Source organism: Sphingomonas sp. VDB2 (assembly GCF_047946695.1).
Taxonomy (GTDB): domain Bacteria; phylum Pseudomonadota; class Alphaproteobacteria; order Sphingomonadales; family Sphingomonadaceae; genus Sphingobium; species Sphingobium bisphenolicum.
Genome location: NZ_CP159615.1, coordinates 447,754 through 463,932 on the forward strand (window position 1 = coordinate 447,754; position 16,179 = coordinate 463,932).

Sequence of the window (16,179 nt, forward strand, 5' to 3'; positions counted from 1 at the left end):
GTGACCCGCGAGGCGCGAGACGGGTCGATGCGCAGTGATCCGGGCCGATGCGGCGCAGAAATGGTGTTAGGAGGCGGCGACCTTGACGACGTCGCTGCAGATCTCGACGGTCGGATTGGCCATGACGACCGTGTCGGCGCCGTCGACGGTTTCGGGCATCCCGAATACGCGGCCCATGAAAAAGCGCTTGGCCCCGTCTTGGAGCGTCACCTTGAACGGATAGAGCTTCTGCGTCTTGTCGGCCGCTGCCGTCTGCATCAGGATTTGGCCAGCGTCGAGCATGTCCAGCGCCATGGACGGCGAAAGCGAACCGGAGTCATACGACCCCTTCAGCTTGTCTTTCGCGCCCTTGAGGGGCTGAAATTCGACCTTGGCGAACGTAGGGTTGATCGTACCGATCTTGTCGACGCCGCCCACCTCGGTCAGCGTCAGGGCGGCATAGCCGGCAGCGTCGAAGGTCGCGGGCGGCGTAGCCCCGACGGCGATGGTCGAACCGGCCGCAGTTTGCGCAGTCATGATGTGTCTCCTGTTGGGCGAGCCGGCTCAACCGGCGCGATTCTCTTGCGGAAGAAGGGTCAGGCGGCGGCGCCGGACGCGCCCGACGCCTTGCTGGCGTCTTTGCGATCCTCGGCGGTCGCCTTGCGCACCAGGCCGGCGGCCTCGTAATTGGCAAACGCGCCTTCCTCGATCGCGACGACCGATCCACCGGCAAACGACGTTTCCGTGCCGCTGTCTTTGAAATCGCGAATGATGAAGGCGTCCTTTTTCTTGGCATCGGTCATATCAAGTCTCCTGTTCTTAACGGGTTCAGCGCGGCGCGTCGTAGAACACGCGAAAGTCATGGGTTCGCTCGAAGCTATTGCCCGGCCCCAGCAAGCTCGGCCCGGCGCCGGCGGACAGCACTGAAATGCGCTGTGCGTCGCCCAGGCTGCTGCCGGTCCATAAAGTGAGGCACCGGCGCACCAGCACCAGCCTGGCGTCCCGGTCGATCACGCTGCCGGCGCGCACGGTGGCCGACACGCGCTCTACCGATCGCACCAGCGGCTCTCGGGACAGCGTCTGACGATCGGTCAGGCTGACCGACTTCAGGACGATCCCAAACTGATTTTCCGGCAGCATATCTTCCTTGATCGATGCCGCCGGGATGATGGCTATCAGAGGTGCATAGTCACGCAACAGCGTGCCCACGATCTCGACGCCCCTCATGGCTCGTCTCCCTGATCCGAACCGGTGATTCCGCTCGGCATGACCCGTGCGCTGATAAAGGCCTGCGCTGCGCGGATCGCGTCCGCTTCCTCCATATCCAGCGCCGGACGAAGGAACGGATGCGCCCGCGCGCCGGGATGGAACACGGTTTCGCCGACGAAATTGCCACCGATCACCAGTGAGGCATTGCCGCCCTCTTCGCGGACCTTCGAGTTGATCCTCCTGATGCCCTGGCCCCGGCGCTGACTGTCGGACACGCTGATGAAATGCGGGTCCGTTCCATATTCGAGCCACAAGGGCAGATTGTAATTGCCCATCAGCACCTGGACGCGGGCGATGATCTTGCCGTCCTCCCGCTTGGTCCGGACCTTGATCTTGTCCGACACCTCCGACGAGATGGACAATTCCTTGGCTTTGGTCGCGACGACAGCGCCCGCCGCGCGGGCCGCGCCGCGCAGGACACGCTCCCGCAACGCCTCGGGCGCATCTTTCATGTAGCGCATTACCGCTGCCTTGCCGCGCGACGTGGCCATCAGGCCGGGTTCCCAGCGGGCCGATAATCCTCGACCATGAATTCCAGTCCCTCGCGAAAACCGAGTTCCGCAGGACCACCCACAATCTGCATGATCCGGTCGCCCATGACGAACCGCATGTCGGGCGTGATCCCTTCGCGATACAGCATCCGCACCCGCGCAGGCCGCCGTGCCGTGGTCATGCCCTCGCTAACCTGCTCGCCACGCGAGGGCAGCACGTCCTCGAGATTGACAACGGATATGCCAAACAGCCTCCATTTCCCCGATCCTGCACCTTTCAGGCTCGTGTCCGGCATCGGCCGTTCTATCCGGATGGTATGACGCCGCTTCTTGCGACTGAGGGATGGGTGCATCAGATATACACTCTGAACGGGCTCAACAGATTATCTGCTGAGGCAGGTATCCTGACCTGCGAGAGGGCACCGCTAGTGACGCTCTCCGGGTACTGAAACATATCTGCGATCATAAAGCGGACAGCTTGCTTGATCGGCTCGGGCACAGTCACATATCCCGCCCGATACCTAATTCTGACCGCTTCTCGACGAGATGACGCACCTACCCAAGGCCAACCCGCGAGCGGCACGATCTCGGCGCCAAGCAACTCTAGATCGCTGAGGCTCGCGGATTGTTCTGTACCGTCAACGTTCAGATATTTTACACTGACCAACTCGACAACTGGAGGTGATGGCAAGCGGATTGAACAAGGATTCTGTGCATCACAACGGAGTTCTAACGTCTGTAGCCCGATCGACCGACCCAGCCATCCATCCGGGTTGTCGATATGGGCGCACGCTGCGGCCAACAAGCTCGCAAGGCGCCGGCGATCAGATAGGTCGTCCCCCAGTCCTAGATAGTCTGACATTTCGTCCAAAGTGACAAACGGTGCAGGCGGGGTGACGACCAGAACGCGCATCATTCGGCCTTGGCTTCCCGCGCCAGCTCGATCGCGGCTATGATATCGTCTTTCTTGGTCGCGTCCCCCAGATCGATCTCTTCCTTGGCGGCCAGCGCCTTAAGGTCGTCAACCTTCATCTTGGCAAGGGCGCCAGCATCCTCCGACTTATCCCGAAAACGCTGGATCATGGTGCGCAGATCGTCGTCGCTTGCGCTGGCCATTTTGGATCGAACGACCTCGATCGCTACCGCTTCTAGTTCGGCGCGGGTCATGTCCTCGACTGGCTTCACGCCAACATCCTGGGCGGGCGTTCCGCCCGACACTGCGCCATTGCGTTTCAATTCCTTATAGTCGGCCTCCGAGAAGGTTCGCTTCGTGCCGATCGGGTCGCCGTCGAGCGGCTTGGTCAAAATTGCTTCGATGTCAGGCATGACTGTTCTCCACATAGTGAGAGGGCGAGGCCGAAGCCCCGCCCTCTGTCATCAGGCGACGCGGCCGAGGTCGCCGTAGACGAAGGCCTGCGGGCGGTAGATCGCCAGCGCCAGCCGCTCTTCCGCGCGGATGGTGACCTTGTTCTTGGTGAAGTTGTCGCCGTCCTCCGTCGACACCTCGACGGTGGCATCCTGCCGGTCGAAGATCTGCGCGCCCAAGTTGAACGCGCCGACCAGCGCCTTGTCGACGGTCATGGCCTGCGTTTCGACTACGGGGAGGCCCCACAGGCGCTTGTCGATGGTGCCCTGCGGATTGCCAATCAGATAGCGACCCTGACCATCTTTCAGCATCTCAATCGCTGCCATGTCGATCGGATTCATCACGATGCCGTTCGCCGGATATTCGGCGAGGGAGACCTGAAGGATCATCAGGCGGAGAATGTCGATAGATGCGGTAGCGGTCAGACTGCCCGGCGCCGCATAGGCGGTTGCGTTGGTTACCAGGCCGGGCAGGTTCTGGCCGGTGCCGGAACCATTCAGGAGCTGGGTTTCCTCGACATAGGATAGGCCGTAGCGCAGGCGCTGGTCGATGATCGAACGCAGGGCCGGGACGTCCGCCAGCACCTGAACCGATGCGCGCATCCAGTGCGCGATGGTGCGGACGGTGGCCGTCGCATCCTCGAACTGCAGGTCCGACTGCGGCTTGGATGCACCTTCCGCAACGGGCGCGGCGCTGTTCGTGAACAGCTTCTCGCGCTCATATTCGATGCTGCTGCTGGACGTGTTGCCCTGCGCCAGCAACGCACGGACGGTCATGCGGCGCTGGGGCAGCATGACAGGCGCGGCGCGATCCGGCTGAATGAGGGCGCCAACACTGCCAGCCGCGTCGGTGGTGAGCGAAGAAATGTCCTTCACCTCCACGATCTGGCGACCGCGCGGACGCGTCTGGGCCGCAAAGGACTTGAACCCTTCGTCATTGACGAAGCGCTCGCCCGCAGTGGTCGGGCCTTCGTTCTCGTTGGTGCGACGCGCCATCTTTTGTTCGAGATCGTCCATGCGCGTCTTGGCTTCGTTCATGCCGGTGATGGCCTGATCCGCCAATTCCTTGACGGTCCCGGACAGGGTCTTGCCTTCCTTGGCCTCTGTCAGCGCCTGTTCGGCGATGGACTTGACCTCGTCATGCTTCTTTTCGAACGCAGCCTTGGTTTCAGCCGCCAGTTCGGCCATCGACTTGCCAGAGCCATGGCCTGCGCCATCGCGCAGGAAGCGGCCCATGCGGCGTTCGTTGGGGGTCAGCGTGCCGATCAGGGCAAGCGCGAACACGCCGCGGGCCGAGCCCGCGAACATCATCTTCTTCATCGTGATAGTCCTTGGAATAGGGGCCTATTCGCCCGTGAGGTCTTCGATCGGCGCGTCGCGCATTGCTGCCCAAAGCGCCGCCATCGGATCTGCCGTGACGTCAGGCTCCCCCTGACCCTTGAGGTTGATGCGCACGGCGCGCTCAGCCTCCGAGTTGGAAAGGTCGAAGCCCTTCTTGAGCAGACCTTCCCATTCGCGCTCGGTCAGCCGGTCCCCGGCCGCGAGGCGCGCTCGCAAATCTTGAATTTCCTTGACCCGCGTAATCTGGGTCTTTTCGTTCATCGGGATCGCCACAAGGGAAACCTCGTGCAGGACGACCTCAATCAGTTCGCGAGCCTTGTCGGTAAAGCGCTCCTTGACCGAGCGATAACCGATGGAGAGGCCAGACAGCGCGCCCTCGCGTGCCAGCGCCAAAGCCTCAATCCCGGCGGCCGTGCTGGTAACGATTCGACCCTTCATCGACACGCCGCGTTGTGAATCGGAGAACTCCGACCAAACTCCAACCGGAATGCGCTGATCGTGATACATCAGCATAGGCAGCGACTTGCGACCCTTCAGGGTTTTCGTGAAGGCACCTGGAAGGATGATGTCGCCGCCAAAGTCGATATTGTTGTAAGCGGCGGCGAGGCCTTCGATGGCGCCGTCTTCGCCGACATCCTTAACGTCGAGCGGAAAATCGATATAGTCCATGGCTATTCCTTCGCCGCTGGCTTCTGGCCCAAAGGCTCATCCTGCATCTGCCGATAGATCTGATCGCCACCGGGGACAGGCTCCCAGCCTTCCAGCGCGCGCACCTGATTGATGGTCATGAAGGGCTTCATCTTTTCGTAGAATTCGGCGCGGCCCTGGCTGTCGCCGCGCAGGAAGCCTTCAATATTGAACTCGATCGACACGCCAGCCTCGATGTCGGCGCGGGTCAGAAGCTGCATTTCGACGGCCGATTCGATCCGCTTCAGGCGCTTGCGCATCTTGAATTTGATGAACCCCTGCGTCTGCTCCTTGATGCTGCTGCCCAGCGTGGTGTTGCCTTCGGTGTGGCCGACAAGGTGCGGCGGCACGTCGAAAATCCGGCAAATCTCTTCGACGCTGAATTTCCGGCTTTCCAGCATTTCAGCGTCGCCAGGGTCGATGGACAGGGCCTGCCATGACAGACCGTTGTCGAGCAGCATCGGCCGCCCCGCATTGATCGCGCCGATATATTTCTCTTGCAGCAAGCGCTCCAGCTCTTCGCGCTGCGGCTTCGTTAAGGCGACGCCCTCCTTCGTCAGGATACCACTAGACATCACGCCGTTGGCGAAAATCTTGGCCGCGGCATCTTCGACCGAGGCCGCGGCGGAGAAGGCTTTGCGACAGACCGCCAGTGGCGAGAGGCCGCCCAACGGCGATCCGCCGAAGCCCCGGACATGGACCATGCGTTCCTGGGTGACGATGCGGGCTTTGCCATCCTCCGACCAGCTATATTCAATGTCGCCCGACGCCAGTCGACGGACGTTCATGATATCGGGACGGACCGGAGTGAGCGAGATCACGCGCTCGCCAGAGCCAATCGTCTTTTCTGCGAAGGCGTTACCGTGCAGTTCGATCGATGCCGCCATGAACTCCCAAAAATCAAAGGCTGATTGATCGAAGTTCGGGCGGCTATGGAGCAGGCGGTAAAGCGGGTGGTCGGTAGCTTCGACCGGAACGCCGCCAGCGCCTTTGCGATAGATGGTCAGGGGCAGCGATGCGATGGTGCCTGCAATGAAGTTGACGCAAGCCCATGTGGTAGCCAGCCCAAGAATACCGCCGCCGCGGTCGTTATGCTCCGCAACAGTGATCTTGTTGGTGCGGAAATTGTCCTCGTCCTGGGCGCCCGCCGGCAGGCCGTTGCGCAGATATGATACGTCCTTGCGCTCCATCGAGCGATTCCAGTGGGCTTCGGTCTGGGCGGCGCGGGCGGATAGCTTGTATCCGGTCATGCGTAGCTCTGAATCCAACTGTCGACATCCAAGGTATCGACAGGAAGGAGCATCGGGGCGGTCGCATTGATCATAGCATCCACTCCGTCGATCTTGTTCGCGCTGTTGGGCGTCTCCTTCTTGGGAAGGAGGCTGCCGTTGATGCGGCGGTCGACCACCGCGTTAGCGACCATCCACCCCATAACCGGATTGCCATCGTGGCGAAGGTGTTCAGGCCCGGCTTTTACGCGCGCCTCAATGGCTTTGGCGGGGTCGGTATGGTTCGCGGCGTTCTTGGGAAGCTGCGCGGCGAAGGCGTCGTCCCCTTCGCTGAAATCTTCATTGAGGCGCGACGCCATCGCAAGGCCACTGTTCCACTGGTCGAAGGTTGCCTTGCGCAACGCCAGCGCCGCCTTGATCTCCCGGATCTTGTCCTCGATGGTCCGGTGATCGATGAAGTTGCCTTCGGTAGCGGTCAGGTGCCCGTCCTTGTGCCACCGCTTGAGCATGTCGGTGACCTGCTTCACCGAATTGTCCACGCTCTTGAGCCGGGCTTCCGGGCAGTAGAACCACGTCTTGATGAGCAACCGGCCCTCAGCGTCGAGCGCCGCCAGCACGAGGGCGGAAAGGTCATCGACGTTGGAAAGGTCGCCGCCGAGCCAGCAATCAAGCCCGGCGAAATCATCCAGGGTCAGCGACTGGTCGCCGCACTTGATCCACTGCGCCACGTTGAGCCAGGCAGACAGTGCGCCGGACCATATGTTCAAGCGCTTGGTCTTGAAATCACCCTCGGCAGCGGGGTTCTGCTGCGCCTCCAGCGCCGCTTCGCGCAATCCCTTTAGGTCGACAGCCTTGCCCAGAAGCGGGTTGGCCTTGATCCAGAACCGTTCGTCAAACGGATCGTCGCCCTCTTTCCGGTCATCGCCGTAATCTTCGGCGCGATCGAGGGTGAAGATGATCCCGAAATAATGCTCCGCTTCGATTGATCGGTCCAGCACCTTGGCGATGAAGGTTCGCTCTTCATAACATGGGCCGTGGATATTCGGCCCGGCCGTGGTGATGATCCACATGAGCGGCTGCTTGCGGGCGCCAAAGGCGGACCGCATGACATCGAAAAGGCCGCGATCTGCATGGGCATGGAACTCGTCCAGCGTCACAAGATGCGGGTTATGACCGTCCTGCGATTTCGACTTGGCGTGCAGCGGCTGCATATAGCCGCCGTTTTCGTCGCAGGTGATGGACTTCGCCCACGGCGTCAGCCCGAATGCTTCCTGAATTTCCGGTAGCTTCTCGACCATGCGCTTGGCCGGGTGGAACACTTTCTTGGCCTGGTCGAATGTCGTTGCGACCGTCAGGATTTGCGGCCCGATCTCGCCCTCACAGCACAGGCAGTAGAGCGATATCCCGGCTGTCAGCGTCGACTTGGCGTTCTTGCGGGCCATCTCCTGATAGACCATCGTGAAGCGGCGCAGCCCTGTGGCCTTGCTGCGCCAGCCGAACACGACCGCCAGGATGAAAACCTGCACCGGCTCAAGATCGATCGTAGGCTTTTCCCAGACGCCCTCGATGTGAACCAGCTTCTCCATGAAGTCGCACACATCGTTGGCGTGCCATGGGTCGAATCGGTACGGCCAATCCTTCGCCTTCGCCCGCTTCAGATCGTCCAGGTGGCGCTGACATGCCTGCCGGACGAACTTGCAATGACGCCGCTGTTTCTTGTCGGCCACCGCCGCCTTCGCATAGGCGAGGGCGATGGCCGCATAATCTCTAGCGTGCCCCGTTCCTTGCGAATGGGTTGCGGTTTTTCGTCGGGTCATCAACCACCTTGCCGACCCGGCTCTTGCGTCCAGCGATGCCCAGCAACTCGGCATATTGCCGTAGCAGCGTAAGGTACGCGGCGGAGGGTGGCTCGCCGCCAGCCTTGAAAGCCAGCCGCACCAGCGCCTCGGCTGAGCAGTATCGCGCGAACAGGTCGCTATCGAGTTCGGACGTGCCGGCCGCCATCACGCGCCCGATGTTTTCCTGCCAGACGTCGATCGCTTCGGCGGTCAGATAGTCCGGCATCGCTGGCGGATCGCCGGGAACGATGATCTCGGTCTTGAGGCCGTCGCGCACTGGCTGTAGAGTGCCGCGCGCAGCCTTGACGCCCTTGGGATCAGGCTTTCTGCCTCGCTCCATAAAGCCCTCGCAACATAGTTGCGGGCCAGCGTCGCAAAGTTTTATCGGCCCGAAAGTTTAATTCGCACGCGCAAGAAAAGACCCCAGCGCTCGGTCCCAGAGCCGCCGACCCCGGACTTTTGATCCCCCCGCCCCCCTGTCAGGGGGCAAATCGGATCCGATCCGGCCGGAAATCGGCCGAAAACGGCGGTTTCCCGTGGGTTTCAGCCATGCGCCAGCGTCACGTCGGCGCCGTTGATGACGAAGGTCACCTGAGCCGTCGACGTTCCATCAGCCTGCGTCGTCACCTGGCACGTCACCTGACCGGGCAGCGGTTCGCCTGCATGATCGCACATGACCAGCATCGGCAGACCACCGGCCCAGCGCGGGGGCCGGAGACGAACGAGCAACGGCATGACATCATCAGCCATGGTCAGCGAACCTCCATGCGCATCGCACGCTTTGCCAGCCATTCGGCCGCCGCGTCGAAGTCTGTAAGGATGCGAGCGTGCAGGAGGGCGGCCAGCACATAGAGCGCCGGGCCGAAGAACCAGCGCTTGCGCAGATGCAGGGTGACAATCACCGTGGCCATCCATCGTCTCCTATGTCGACACGCCTGCGTGACCGAACCCCGCGCGCCCGTGTCGCTTCCTGAGCCGTCTTGGCATCATGGCAGGGCTTGCATATGCCCTGATAGTTCTCACGATCGCCCGTGCCGCCCTCGCTCAGCGGCTTGATGTGATCGGCAATGGTCGATGGCGTGATGCGTCCGCGCGCCTGGCACGGCCGACACAGCGGCTCTTCCCTCAAAACCACGGCTCGCATCAGATCATGCTCGCGGCCATAGCCACGCTCCTGCCTGCTCTTGCGGGTGCTGGCCCACGCCTTGGGCTTGGCGCGGGGCTTCTGCTTAAGGCTGGGCGGACGGCTGGGCATCAGGGGCGCGAGGGGAGCGGTGGCGGCTTGGCCCTGTTGGCCCTGTTGGCCTGCACAAGTATGGGGCCGTTGCACGTCGGACAAGCAACGCTCAGATAAAGACCGTCGCGCGGGCAATCTACCAATCGTGCGTCGCGCCGCTCAAACTCAACCTCAGTCTTGCAGCGGTGACAGGTGCCGTCGAACAGATCATGATCGGGCAGAGAGCCTTGCTTCGTCACCTTAATCATGCTGCCTCCGAACTGGTTGCCACAGCGGGATTTGAACCCGCGACCTCCAGCTTATGAGGCTGGCGAGCTACCGGACTGCTCTATGCGGCTATATAGAAATGCGTTGCAATGCCGGCCAAACGCCAATCGGCTTCGGTCGGTTTGGTCGGGGAGCGCAAGGGTCGATGCCCCAGATCGTCTAGCCCCGCCTGCTGCTTCAGGCAGCGTCGCTCATTTGCGAACCATCAGTGCGTAACACAACCGGGAGGATGCGCCAAGCCTCTACCGTCATAGAATAAATGCCGCCAAAATCAATCTCAGCGGTGGAGCCGTTGCTCTTCGTGATGGCGCCTTCCAGGCCCGCCAGCGCATGCGACCCGCTCACCCTAACTAGTTCGCCCGGCTCGAATGACCGACGCACCTGGCGCAGGGCCTTCAACTTCGCGCGTTCGCTACCAAGGCGTTCGGCACGTGCGCGCCGCGCTTCATCACGGCTTTCAGCGTCGCGTTCACACTGGATTGCATCCTCGGCAGCGCGTTCAGCATTTCGCAGCCCTGACACACTGGCTTCACTTACCAGCGCAGCATGGCCGCACCGCTGCATGACGGTGAACGGCAAATGCGCGTTGCTCTGACTTCGAGCAAAGCGCACGAGATCATCTTCCGCACCCTCACGCACGAAGACGAAACCGGAGAGGATTGCCGCAGCGACCTCGATCATCCGGCGCCGTTGGCCCATGACCAGGCGCCGGCGCTGGCCAGGCGCAGGGCGGCGGATGAATCGCCGCGGCGTCCATGCCTCAAATCCGACGCTGTTCAGGGCGTCCGCAAGCGCCAAAGTCTTCGGGCCATTCGTCCGCAAAATGCACCACCGCTTGCCTTGTTCGCTCATGTCCCGCTCGCTCCGTTCTACTCTTGTTCTTACTGCTGTTCGCCGTCGCCCGCCAGCGGCGCGGCAAGTATCCTGCCCAACTTCGCCGCCTCGTCCGCTGTGAGGAGCGGCTGCGGCTCCCGCCATTCGCGCTCGTGCTTGAGGATCAGAAGTTCGGCGCGGTTTGCCCGCGCCATGCGCTTTGCCCGTATCGGCGCAACGATCTCTTCGATCTCCGCGACGGTCGGGAAAAATCGGCACCGGCGGAGGATGACGTCGAAAGCCGCTTGCAGGTCCGGGAGCGCGTGACTGCTGAGCGTGCGCCGATACAGCATCATCCGCTCTTCCGCCTGCTCCTGGGTCAGCCCGCGCGGGCTGGGCATCATGTTGGCCACGCGGGTCATCATCTGGTTGACCTGATACTCGGTGGCATGCGGTGGGCGGCAGGCGGCGACATAGGCGCGCAACTGGCCCGCGCTGACCGGTCCGACGATCGGCAGGTCATTGAGACCAGCGGGGCGATCCAGCAGCATGCTCAGCTTCGAAGGCAAGCCCGGCTCCGACCAGCGTGTTGCCGTCTGGCCGCTCCGAGTGCTGATGGCGGTTTGAGCGTTCATATCGTCCGATCCTGTCGTCGGCCTGTATCAGCCAGTTGATCCACGTTCGTTGCCAGCTGATCTTCAACCCGTCCTTTCCGGGCTTGGAGATCCAGAAATTGAGGAACTTCTGCAGTTCCCGGTCGATCGCCCCAGGCGGCCATCCAGCGACCATGTCCACCGCCTTCCCGATCAACGGTTCCGGTTCCCAATCCTCGGACAAGCGGGTGCCCTTACGCGCGGGCGCGGTGTTCGCGGGGGTGTGGGTGGGGGCGGGGGTTGGTTGGGGGTTTGGGGGAAGGAAGGGGGAGGGGGCGGGAGAGGGGGAGTTGTCCGCAATGTCCGCGTAGTCGGCGGACTCCGGTGGATGTCCGGTGGACAGCTTGGCGGCGGCCCGCTCCGCCCGCTTGCGATCGCGGTCATATTCGCGGCGCTTCTCGGCAACGGGATCGCGCGGGACAGCCATGCTCGCCTCCATCTCCGCGACGGCAGCGACGATGGCATCCGCAGGCATCCCTGCGGCCAGCATATGCTTCAGTGCGGACGCAATGACGCTCACGCAATCCATCCCCACTCGCGCACGACGTCGAGCGCCTGCTCAGGCGTGCGGATCATCGCCCAAGGGAAGCCCCAGGCCTGCAGGTCATCGCGCCACTTCTTTTGATCATCGCCCAGATCGTTGCCGATCTCCCGCTTTACCTCTACGAACCCCACCTGCAGGACCATCTTACGGTTGAACAGGATCAGGTCGGGGAAGCCGGGGCGCAGGCCATCTTTGCGCAGCGCCGCCATCTGCTTAGCGCGCGCGAGCTTGTCGCCAGCCAGATGCGAGCCGTTGGGCACATGCACCGCCTCGATGCCGCGCATGGCGAGCAGGCGGATCGCGCCGCGCTGCACCGGGCGTTCGTGCATGCCAGCGGGTGCAGCCCTGCCCTTGCCGCCAGACGACGGGCGGCGTTTATTGATCCAAGACGCGGCCACAGTCGACTATTCCATTCCCAGCGCGGAGAGATAGGTCTGAAGGATGGCCTCCATCTCCTGCCGGTCGTGCGGCTGCATCTTCCGCAGGCGGATGACCTGGCGCATGATCTTGCCGTCATATCCATTGGCCTTTGCCTCCAGATAGACGTCTTTCACATCCTCCCCGATGCCCTTCTTCTCTTCCTCCAGCCGCTCTATGCGCTCTATGAACAGGCGCAGTTGGTCGGCAGCGACATTTCCATCAGACATTGGACAGTTCCTCGAATATGGACCGCTGCGGGTCCGGGTTTGCTACCTGCCATGCGGCGAGGCGGTGTATGGCCGCTTCCAACGCCGATAGGGCGGATGCTTGTTCGGCCAGCGCCGCCGCCACCTTCGCCGCCGCGCGATCGATGCGCTTGCGGCACAGCAGGATGGCTTCCTCCATCTGCTCCGGGGCGACGGGGCGTGGTTCAATCTGCATGGGCGCCTGCAGCGGTGATGGCGAAGCCGAGATATGCGCGGGCGAAGTCCTGGCGACGGTCTGCCCATTCGGGCGGCACGTCGAGCGCGTCGGCGGTGCGGACGATCAGCGTCTGGATTGCTACGGCCAGCCGGGCTGATCCATCCCGCGCAGCAGTCTTGCGCAGGGTCAGCTCGCTGTCGCCAATCGGCGGCAGGGCGTCGCGGACGGGGGCAGCGGCGCGAAATGCCGGCCGCTTCGCGTATCGAGGCCCGGTCATGCATCTTCCTCGGTGACAGGAGTGGAAAGATGCAGGCCCTGCTCAACCTGCTCGACAAAGGCGCCCAGCCGGGTGACGAGGAGGGATCCGCTCTCTGCGTCGACCTTCCCGGCGGCGATGAGGTTGGTGACGGCGGCGATCTGCCACCGGCCGAACTGCGCGACCTGGGCGCGCTCGGCGATGTGCGCCTGCGCGGCCACCTCGGCGAAGGTGCGGCGGCGGTAGCGGCGGGTCATGCTGCCTGGTGTCCCATGCTGGCCGCCAGCGCGTGGAAGCGACTGATACAGGCGTTCTTGCTCTTGTGCAGGATTTTACCCATGGCGGCGAAGGTCAGGCCTTCGGCGATGCCATCCATAAGGATCGCGTCCCGATCCTCCGTCCAGCCGCCCTTTTGTCGCCGCCTGCCTATGGTCCCAGCCGTTTTCTTGCCGGTCTTCACGATCGTGACGATGCGGCTTGCGAAACCGCGATCAACCGTGATGAATCCCATTGCCTCCAGCATGGAGATCAAGTCAGAGGCTTTTGAAGGCCCGGCATAGCCCATCAGATGCGACAGATCCTCGTTCGATGGGCAGGGGGCATTATTGTTTGCTGCGCGTTCCAGTGCGCGAAGCATCTTCTCAAGCCGATCGTCGCGGGTGCGCTGCTGCGGGGTGCGCGCCTTGCGCACTGCGGCGATACCGGCGCTCATGCCGCTTGCTCCAAATCCAGCAGGTCGAAGAGCGACGGGACCGCCATCTGATCTTCCGCCTCGCGCAGATAGCTGATGCTATGCGCCCAATAATCAGGATTAAGCTCGCTGCCCGCGCCGCGCCGGCCGGACAGGATCGCGCGCATGGGCACGGTGCCCAGCCCGCAGAACGGATCATAGACAAGGTCGCCCTTCGCCGAATATCGCTCGATCAGCCGATCAACGATGTCGAACTGGAGCGGGCAGACGTGCTTTTCCCGGCCCTTCTGGACCTGATCGGCATTGAGCGTGCGCATCCGCACGACATCATCCCAGACGTCCGGATGATGGCTGCCAGGGTCGAGCGCCATGAAGGTGCGGGGCAGCTTGCCGCGCGTGTCGGTGCCCGGCCGGGCCTCGATCTCTTCGCCTATGTCGACATGCGCCTTGAAGCTGTAGATGAGATCACGGCTTTCCTCGCGGAACCGCTTCGCCAATCGCCCGGTCGCCATGCTGGAGAACCGCTCAGACACCTCCCACAATTCCGGGATGGTGAGCGGGCGTTCGCCGCTGGAACGCCAGAAGGCATGCGCGTCGACCTGCCAGCGGGCCAGGCTGTAATCGTCGGCCGCCTTTACAACCGGACGATCGGCATAGCCGCGGCTGCGGTCGCTCTGGGGCTTGCGCATCAGCAGCACATATTCCGGGCTGCCCACGCCCATCTTCGTGCCGTCCTTGAGCATCTCGGTGTAGGAGAGCCGGTAGGTCTGGTTGTTCTCGCGCACGACGTCGGTGACGATCGTGATCATGCCCATGAACTGGAAGCCGTGGCGCATATAATGCTCGATACACCGGGCGTGGAACGGGCTGACGGTGGGCACGCCCTCGCCGGTGACCGAGCCGAACAGGATCCGGTCCTTCACATGGATGCAGGCGAGGCGGCCGGGCGCGAGGGCGCGGAAAAGCGCAGGCGTCAGGAAATCCATCTGCGCGAAGAAGTGCGTGTCGTCGTCGGTATGGCCGAAATCGTTATAGCTCGGCGTATATTCATAGTGGTTGGAGAAGGGGATCGAGGTGACGATCAGGTCCAGCGACCCTTCGTCCAGCCGCTGCGCTTCGGCGACGCAATCATTATGGGCGAGCGTCCAGCCGTTACCGCTCGCCTCCCGGCGTTCGCAACCGATCGACCGCTTCACATTCTCGGCGGCTGCATCGTGGTTGAGGCCATAGCGGCGGATCAGGTCCGACATGGTAGAGCGGAACTCTTCGTCGCGCGCCCACTTCGCCTGCAGTTCGCGGACGACCTCGACCTCCGTCTCGGCATGGATGATGTCGATCTCGACCGGTGAAGACTGGCCGAACCGCTGGATGCGATGGATTGCCTGGATGAAGTCGCGGAACTTAAAGCCGACGCCGGCGAAGATGGCGCGGTGGCAATGGCGCTGGAGATTGACGCCGCCGCCCAGCATGATCGGCTTCGCGCCGATCAGGGGCAAGGCACCGTCGGCGAACCGGCCGACAATCTCTTCGCGCACGTCCAGCTTCTGCGCGCCGAACACGGTGGCGCAGCCGGGGAGCGCCTTTTCGATCGCGCGGCGCTCATTCTCCAAATCGTGCCAGATGATGAAATGATCATTGGGCGCAGCGGCGACGATCTCGGCCGCCTTGGCGATCCGGATATCAAGCGTCCGATTCTTCTCGCGGGATGCTTGCACCACGCCAAGCGCCGTGTCGCGCATCAGTCGGCCCTGGCCGTTGCTCTCGGGCTCCACGTCGCTGATGTCCGCTTCGACCTGATGCCAGCGCACCTCGATCGGGGGCAGGTCATAGCCTTCATCGGAAAAGCCCAAATCGCTGGGGCGCTGGATGCAGACGGACCAGCTGTTAACCCAGGTCCAGAACTCATCGACCTTGTGCGGATAGAGGGTGAGATCGCCAGCCTTCTCGCTGTTGCGCTGGAAGAAGCGGGTCAGCGCCTGCCCGGTATCCATGATGCCGAGAAACCCGGCATAGTGGATCATTTCCTTGTAGCGATTGGGCGCAGGGGTGGCGGTGGCGACGAAGCGGTATGGCACCGGCTCGAAAAGCGGCAGGAACTCCTGATAGGTCTTCGAGCCGTAGGAGCGCAGCACGTCCGCTTCGTCCAGGCTGGCGGCGCGGAAGCGATTGACGCTGAGCTTGCCCTCGCGCACGCTCTCGTAATTGGTCAGGAAGATGCCGCCTTCGTCGCCGGCGGCGTCCATCTCTGCATCGGACTGGACGAACCGCACTTCGATGCCGAGCAGCATCGCATCATTGATGAATTCGCGGCGCACGTTGAGCGGCACGACGATAAGGGCGTCGGGCTTGAAGCCTTCGGCGGCCTCGATCTTGCGCAGGATGATGTCGAGGATCAGCAGCTGCTGCATGGTCTTGTGCAGGCCGAAGCTCTCGAACAGGCCGCGTCGGCCGCCTTCGACCGCCCAGCGGACGATATGGCGGACATGCTCCTTCATCGGCCGGCCGTCGGTCAGATGCGTCGGCACCTCTTCTAGTGAGCAGGGGAAGCCCACCGGGGGAACCGATGGGATTTTCGCCTCCAGAAAGGCGCGGTATTCAGGATGCAGTTCTTCGTTCGCGGAACTGCCCATCGGCAGCACCGCGCTGGTCGCGCTGTCCATATTCTCACTCCTGGGC

At 62.7% G+C, this 16,179-nt stretch carries 25 protein-coding genes and 1 tRNA gene; all 26 read right to left on the bottom strand.

What is annotated here, in order from left to right; translation table 11 throughout:
* Positions 1–66 precede the first annotated feature (66 nt).
* Positions 67–516 carry a hypothetical protein gene (locus ABT375_RS02180; protein WP_416463961.1) on the bottom strand — a complete coding sequence of 150 codons (450 nt, stop codon included), beginning with the start codon at positions 514–516 and terminating at the stop codon, positions 67–69.
* A gap of 59 nt (positions 517–575) precedes the next feature.
* Entirely contained in the window at positions 576–782 is a 207-nt protein-coding gene (locus ABT375_RS02185; protein ID WP_416463963.1) for a hypothetical protein, read from the bottom strand.
* Between the two features lie 25 nt (positions 783–807).
* The gene (locus tag ABT375_RS02190) at positions 808–1,206 is read right to left on the bottom strand and encodes a hypothetical protein (protein WP_416463964.1); all 399 of its coding nucleotides are present in this window, start codon (positions 1,204–1,206) and stop codon (positions 808–810) included.
* A complete protein-coding gene (locus tag ABT375_RS02195) occupies positions 1,203–1,739 on the bottom strand; it encodes an HK97 gp10 family phage protein (RefSeq protein ID WP_416463966.1) in 537 nt (178 codons plus the stop codon). The genes ABT375_RS02190 and ABT375_RS02195 overlap by 4 nt, the downstream gene beginning before the upstream one ends.
* A complete protein-coding gene (locus ABT375_RS02200; protein ID WP_416463967.1) occupies positions 1,739–2,035 on the bottom strand; it encodes a head-tail adaptor protein in 297 nt (98 codons plus the stop codon). Before ABT375_RS02200 ends, ABT375_RS02195 begins: the two co-directional genes overlap by 1 nt.
* A 56-nt stretch (positions 2,036–2,091) precedes the next feature.
* Positions 2,092–2,655 (bottom strand): head-tail connector protein, encoded by a 564-nt coding sequence (locus ABT375_RS02205; protein WP_416463968.1) that lies wholly within the window; start codon positions 2,653–2,655, stop codon positions 2,092–2,094.
* A complete protein-coding gene (locus ABT375_RS02210; protein ID WP_416463969.1) occupies positions 2,652–3,065 on the bottom strand; it encodes a hypothetical protein in 414 nt (137 codons plus the stop codon). Before ABT375_RS02210 ends, ABT375_RS02205 begins: the two co-directional genes overlap by 4 nt.
* Positions 3,066–3,116: 51 nt before the next feature.
* Entirely contained in the window at positions 3,117–4,424 is a 1,308-nt protein-coding gene (locus tag ABT375_RS02215; RefSeq protein WP_416463971.1) for a phage major capsid protein, read from the bottom strand.
* Between the two features lie 24 nt (positions 4,425–4,448).
* Complete coding sequence (locus tag ABT375_RS02220; RefSeq protein ID WP_416463973.1) at positions 4,449–5,114, bottom strand: HK97 family phage prohead protease; 666 nt, start codon at positions 5,112–5,114, stop codon at positions 4,449–4,451.
* A 2-nt stretch (positions 5,115–5,116) separates the two neighbouring features.
* On the bottom strand, positions 5,117–6,382 hold the full coding sequence (locus tag ABT375_RS02225; protein ID WP_416463975.1) for a phage portal protein: 1,266 nt from the start codon (positions 6,380–6,382) through the stop codon (positions 5,117–5,119).
* Positions 6,379–8,178 carry a terminase large subunit gene (locus ABT375_RS02230; protein ID WP_416463976.1) on the bottom strand — a complete coding sequence of 600 codons (1,800 nt, stop codon included), beginning with the start codon at positions 8,176–8,178 and terminating at the stop codon, positions 6,379–6,381. The genes ABT375_RS02225 and ABT375_RS02230 overlap by 4 nt, the downstream gene beginning before the upstream one ends.
* Positions 8,129–8,539, bottom strand: a complete 411-nt coding sequence (locus ABT375_RS02235) for a hypothetical protein (RefSeq protein WP_416463977.1) — start codon at positions 8,537–8,539, stop codon at positions 8,129–8,131. The genes ABT375_RS02230 and ABT375_RS02235 overlap by 50 nt, the downstream gene beginning before the upstream one ends.
* A 203-nt stretch (positions 8,540–8,742) precedes the next feature.
* On the bottom strand, positions 8,743–8,949 hold the full coding sequence (locus ABT375_RS02240; protein WP_416463978.1) for a hypothetical protein: 207 nt from the start codon (positions 8,947–8,949) through the stop codon (positions 8,743–8,745).
* A gap of 2 nt (positions 8,950–8,951) precedes the next feature.
* Complete coding sequence (locus ABT375_RS02245) at positions 8,952–9,110, bottom strand: hypothetical protein (RefSeq protein ID WP_416463980.1); 159 nt, start codon at positions 9,108–9,110, stop codon at positions 8,952–8,954.
* Positions 9,098–9,454, bottom strand: coding sequence for an HNH endonuclease (locus ABT375_RS02250; protein ID WP_416463982.1), 357 nt, complete (start codon positions 9,452–9,454; stop codon positions 9,098–9,100). The genes ABT375_RS02245 and ABT375_RS02250 overlap by 13 nt, the downstream gene beginning before the upstream one ends.
* A 243-nt stretch (positions 9,455–9,697) precedes the next feature.
* Positions 9,698–9,774: transfer RNA gene (locus tag ABT375_RS02255), tRNA-Met, on the bottom strand.
* 106 nt (positions 9,775–9,880) lie between these two features.
* Positions 9,881–10,555, bottom strand: coding sequence for a hypothetical protein (locus tag ABT375_RS02260; protein ID WP_416463983.1), 675 nt, complete (start codon positions 10,553–10,555; stop codon positions 9,881–9,883).
* Between the two features lie 29 nt (positions 10,556–10,584).
* The gene (locus ABT375_RS02265) at positions 10,585–11,067 is read right to left on the bottom strand and encodes a hypothetical protein (protein ID WP_416463985.1); all 483 of its coding nucleotides are present in this window, start codon (positions 11,065–11,067) and stop codon (positions 10,585–10,587) included.
* Positions 11,036–11,689, bottom strand: coding sequence for a hypothetical protein (locus tag ABT375_RS02270; RefSeq protein ID WP_416463986.1), 654 nt, complete (start codon positions 11,687–11,689; stop codon positions 11,036–11,038). The genes ABT375_RS02265 and ABT375_RS02270 overlap by 32 nt, the downstream gene beginning before the upstream one ends.
* Positions 11,686–12,042: a VRR-NUC domain-containing protein gene (locus ABT375_RS02275; RefSeq protein ID WP_416463987.1), complete on the bottom strand. Its 357-nt coding sequence runs from the start codon at positions 12,040–12,042 to the stop codon at positions 11,686–11,688. Before ABT375_RS02275 ends, ABT375_RS02270 begins: the two co-directional genes overlap by 4 nt.
* Before the next feature lie 75 nt (positions 12,043–12,117).
* A complete protein-coding gene (locus ABT375_RS02280) occupies positions 12,118–12,360 on the bottom strand; it encodes a DUF2312 domain-containing protein (RefSeq protein ID WP_416463989.1) in 243 nt (80 codons plus the stop codon).
* Positions 12,353–12,574 (bottom strand): hypothetical protein, encoded by a 222-nt coding sequence (locus ABT375_RS02285; protein WP_416463991.1) that lies wholly within the window; start codon positions 12,572–12,574, stop codon positions 12,353–12,355. Before ABT375_RS02285 ends, ABT375_RS02280 begins: the two co-directional genes overlap by 8 nt.
* Positions 12,564–12,833: a hypothetical protein gene (locus ABT375_RS02290; protein WP_416463992.1), complete on the bottom strand. Its 270-nt coding sequence runs from the start codon at positions 12,831–12,833 to the stop codon at positions 12,564–12,566. Before ABT375_RS02290 ends, ABT375_RS02285 begins: the two co-directional genes overlap by 11 nt.
* Entirely contained in the window at positions 12,830–13,069 is a 240-nt protein-coding gene (locus tag ABT375_RS02295) for a hypothetical protein (RefSeq protein ID WP_416463993.1), read from the bottom strand. The genes ABT375_RS02290 and ABT375_RS02295 overlap by 4 nt, the downstream gene beginning before the upstream one ends.
* On the bottom strand, positions 13,066–13,524 hold the full coding sequence (locus ABT375_RS02300; RefSeq protein ID WP_416463995.1) for a hypothetical protein: 459 nt from the start codon (positions 13,522–13,524) through the stop codon (positions 13,066–13,068). The genes ABT375_RS02295 and ABT375_RS02300 overlap by 4 nt, the downstream gene beginning before the upstream one ends.
* A complete protein-coding gene (locus tag ABT375_RS02305; RefSeq protein WP_416463996.1) occupies positions 13,521–16,163 on the bottom strand; it encodes a DNA methyltransferase in 2,643 nt (880 codons plus the stop codon). Before ABT375_RS02305 ends, ABT375_RS02300 begins: the two co-directional genes overlap by 4 nt.
* Positions 16,164–16,179 lie beyond the last annotated feature (16 nt).

Coding starts and splice junctions, on each gene's coding strand:
- ABT375_RS02220 (WP_416463973.1), bottom strand. CDS start 5,114: ATGGACTATATCGATTTTCCGCTCGACGTTAAGGATGTCGGCGAAGAC.
- ABT375_RS02210 (WP_416463969.1), bottom strand. CDS start 3,065: ATGCCTGACATCGAAGCAATTTTGACCAAGCCGCTCGACGGCGACCCG.
- ABT375_RS02250 (WP_416463982.1), bottom strand. CDS start 9,454: ATGCCCAGCCGTCCGCCCAGCCTTAAGCAGAAGCCCCGCGCCAAGCCC.
- ABT375_RS02290 (WP_416463992.1), bottom strand. CDS start 12,833: ATGACCGGGCCTCGATACGCGAAGCGGCCGGCATTTCGCGCCGCTGCC.
- ABT375_RS02260 (WP_416463983.1), bottom strand. CDS start 10,555: ATGAGCGAACAAGGCAAGCGGTGGTGCATTTTGCGGACGAATGGCCCG.
- ABT375_RS02180 (WP_416463961.1), bottom strand. CDS start 516: ATGACTGCGCAAACTGCGGCCGGTTCGACCATCGCCGTCGGGGCTACG.
- ABT375_RS02245 (WP_416463980.1), bottom strand. CDS start 9,110: ATGGCCACGGTGATTGTCACCCTGCATCTGCGCAAGCGCTGGTTCTTC.
- ABT375_RS02235 (WP_416463977.1), bottom strand. CDS start 8,539: ATGGAGCGAGGCAGAAAGCCTGATCCCAAGGGCGTCAAGGCTGCGCGC.
- ABT375_RS02230 (WP_416463976.1), bottom strand. CDS start 8,178: ATGACCCGACGAAAAACCGCAACCCATTCGCAAGGAACGGGGCACGCT.
- ABT375_RS02275 (WP_416463987.1), bottom strand. CDS start 12,042: ATGCACGAACGCCCGGTGCAGCGCGGCGCGATCCGCCTGCTCGCCATG.
- ABT375_RS02205 (WP_416463968.1), bottom strand. CDS start 2,655: ATGATGCGCGTTCTGGTCGTCACCCCGCCTGCACCGTTTGTCACTTTG.
- ABT375_RS02305 (WP_416463996.1), bottom strand. CDS start 16,163: ATGGACAGCGCGACCAGCGCGGTGCTGCCGATGGGCAGTTCCGCGAAC.
- ABT375_RS02190 (WP_416463964.1), bottom strand. CDS start 1,206: ATGAGGGGCGTCGAGATCGTGGGCACGCTGTTGCGTGACTATGCACCT.
- ABT375_RS02295 (WP_416463993.1), bottom strand. CDS start 13,069: ATGACCCGCCGCTACCGCCGCCGCACCTTCGCCGAGGTGGCCGCGCAG.
- ABT375_RS02285 (WP_416463991.1), bottom strand. CDS start 12,574: ATGCAGATTGAACCACGCCCCGTCGCCCCGGAGCAGATGGAGGAAGCC.
- ABT375_RS02200 (WP_416463967.1), bottom strand. CDS start 2,035: ATGCCGGACACGAGCCTGAAAGGTGCAGGATCGGGGAAATGGAGGCTG.
- ABT375_RS02195 (WP_416463966.1), bottom strand. CDS start 1,739: ATGGCCACGTCGCGCGGCAAGGCAGCGGTAATGCGCTACATGAAAGAT.
- ABT375_RS02265 (WP_416463985.1), bottom strand. CDS start 11,067: ATGCTGCTGGATCGCCCCGCTGGTCTCAATGACCTGCCGATCGTCGGA.
- ABT375_RS02215 (WP_416463971.1), bottom strand. CDS start 4,424: ATGAAGAAGATGATGTTCGCGGGCTCGGCCCGCGGCGTGTTCGCGCTT.
- ABT375_RS02240 (WP_416463978.1), bottom strand. CDS start 8,949: ATGGCTGATGATGTCATGCCGTTGCTCGTTCGTCTCCGGCCCCCGCGC.
- ABT375_RS02185 (WP_416463963.1), bottom strand. CDS start 782: ATGACCGATGCCAAGAAAAAGGACGCCTTCATCATTCGCGATTTCAAA.
- ABT375_RS02225 (WP_416463975.1), bottom strand. CDS start 6,382: ATGACCGGATACAAGCTATCCGCCCGCGCCGCCCAGACCGAAGCCCAC.
- ABT375_RS02280 (WP_416463989.1), bottom strand. CDS start 12,360: ATGTCTGATGGAAATGTCGCTGCCGACCAACTGCGCCTGTTCATAGAG.
- ABT375_RS02300 (WP_416463995.1), bottom strand. CDS start 13,524: ATGAGCGCCGGTATCGCCGCAGTGCGCAAGGCGCGCACCCCGCAGCAG.